At 62.8% G+C, this 1,361-nt stretch carries 1 protein-coding gene and 1 pseudogene; both read left to right on the top strand.

Going from position 1 to position 1,361, the window contains the following annotated elements:
• A pseudogene (locus tag ACUY1T_RS21960) lies at positions 1-287 on the top strand (hypothetical protein); the annotation flags it as partial.
• Between the two features lie 177 nt (positions 288-464).
• Positions 465-1,361, top strand: an 897-nt coding sequence (locus tag ACUY1T_RS21955) for a HAMP domain-containing protein (protein ID WP_446025692.1), incomplete at its 3' end; no start/stop codon positions are given.

Here is a 1,361-nt window from a genome sequence, read left to right as displayed (position 1 = left end):
CCGCCGCCGAGGAGATGTCGGCTACCGCCGAGGAACTCTCCAGCCAGGCCGAACAGCTGCAGGCCGCGATCGCCTACTTCCGCCTCGATGAGAAAGCCGAGCAAGCGCAGCGGGCGGCATTGCCCGCGCGCGGTACCCGGCCGCTGTCGCTGCCCGCCGCTTCACAGGCAGCGGCAAAGAAGGCGCCTCGGCCCAGAAGCGAAGCGGCCGATGGTGGCTTCGCTTTCGACATGCGTGAAGAAAACGATGCATGGGACGCCGAGTTCAGGCGTAGCGAAACCGCCTGACAGGGCCTACCTGATACAGCAACCTCTTGATACGAAAACCCCTCACCGCCTTCGGGAGGTGGGGGGTCGTTCGGTGCATGGCACTGGGTACGGATCACGGATCGCCTGCGGCCCCGACGGAACGTCGAACATCGACAAATCCCGGCTCTCAATAGCAGAGGAAACATGAGGCTCACATTGAAAGCCAAGATCGGGGGGCTTCTCACCGTCGCCCTCGTTGCCGTCCTTCTCGCCGCCGGGACAGGTGCATGGGGGATACGCATCATGGGCCAGGCGCTGGAGGTTGCTACCGTCGCCGCCCAAGCCCAGCGCAACCATATTGAATCCGACATGATGCATGATGCCCTGCGTGCCGATGTCCTCGCGGCCTTCAAGGCTGCCGCCGACGGCAGCGGGTTTTCCGAGGTCAAGTCAGGCTTTCATAAACATGCATTCACCTTCAACGAGAAGCTCGCCGCCAACCAAGCCCTTGAGCTGCCGGAGGAAATTCGCAGGGCCCTAGCCGAGGTGGAGGCGCCGCTGGCTGCCTATATCGACAAGGCTGAAACCCTCATCGCAAGCGCAGAATCGGATATCGCGGCGGCACAGGCGCTGTTTCCCGGCTTTATCGATGACTTCCACACGCTGGAAGATGCCATGGAGGCGGTCAGCGACCGTATCGAGGCCGTTATCCTTGCGACCCAAGCCGCCACCCAACAGACCACCACTGAGGCCGTTGCCAAGCTGCTCCTGGTTAGTCTCGTAGCATTCGTATTGCTGCTGGTTGGTGGCACTTTTCTCATCCTTTCCATTGCACGAGCCGTGACCGCTGCCTTGAATTTCTCTCGTGCCGTGTCTGCCGGCGACCTAACGGCAACAGCTGCTGTCGCTTCCCGCGATGAATTGGGAGACCTCGCCGCCTCTCTCAATGCCATGGTCGCCAAGCTGCGCGAGGTGGTCGGCGAGGTGACCGGCGCGGTGCGTAACGTGGCCTCGGGCAGCCAGGAGATGGCGGCGACCTCCGAGCAGCTCAGCCAGGGCGCCACCGAGCAGGCTGCCTCCGCCGAGGAAGCTTCTTCCTCGATGGAGCAGATG

This window comes from Billgrantia sp. Q4P2 (assembly GCF_052806135.1).
The sequence above is the reverse complement of the archived record's forward strand: the minus strand, read 5'-3'. Positions and strand labels throughout refer to the sequence as shown.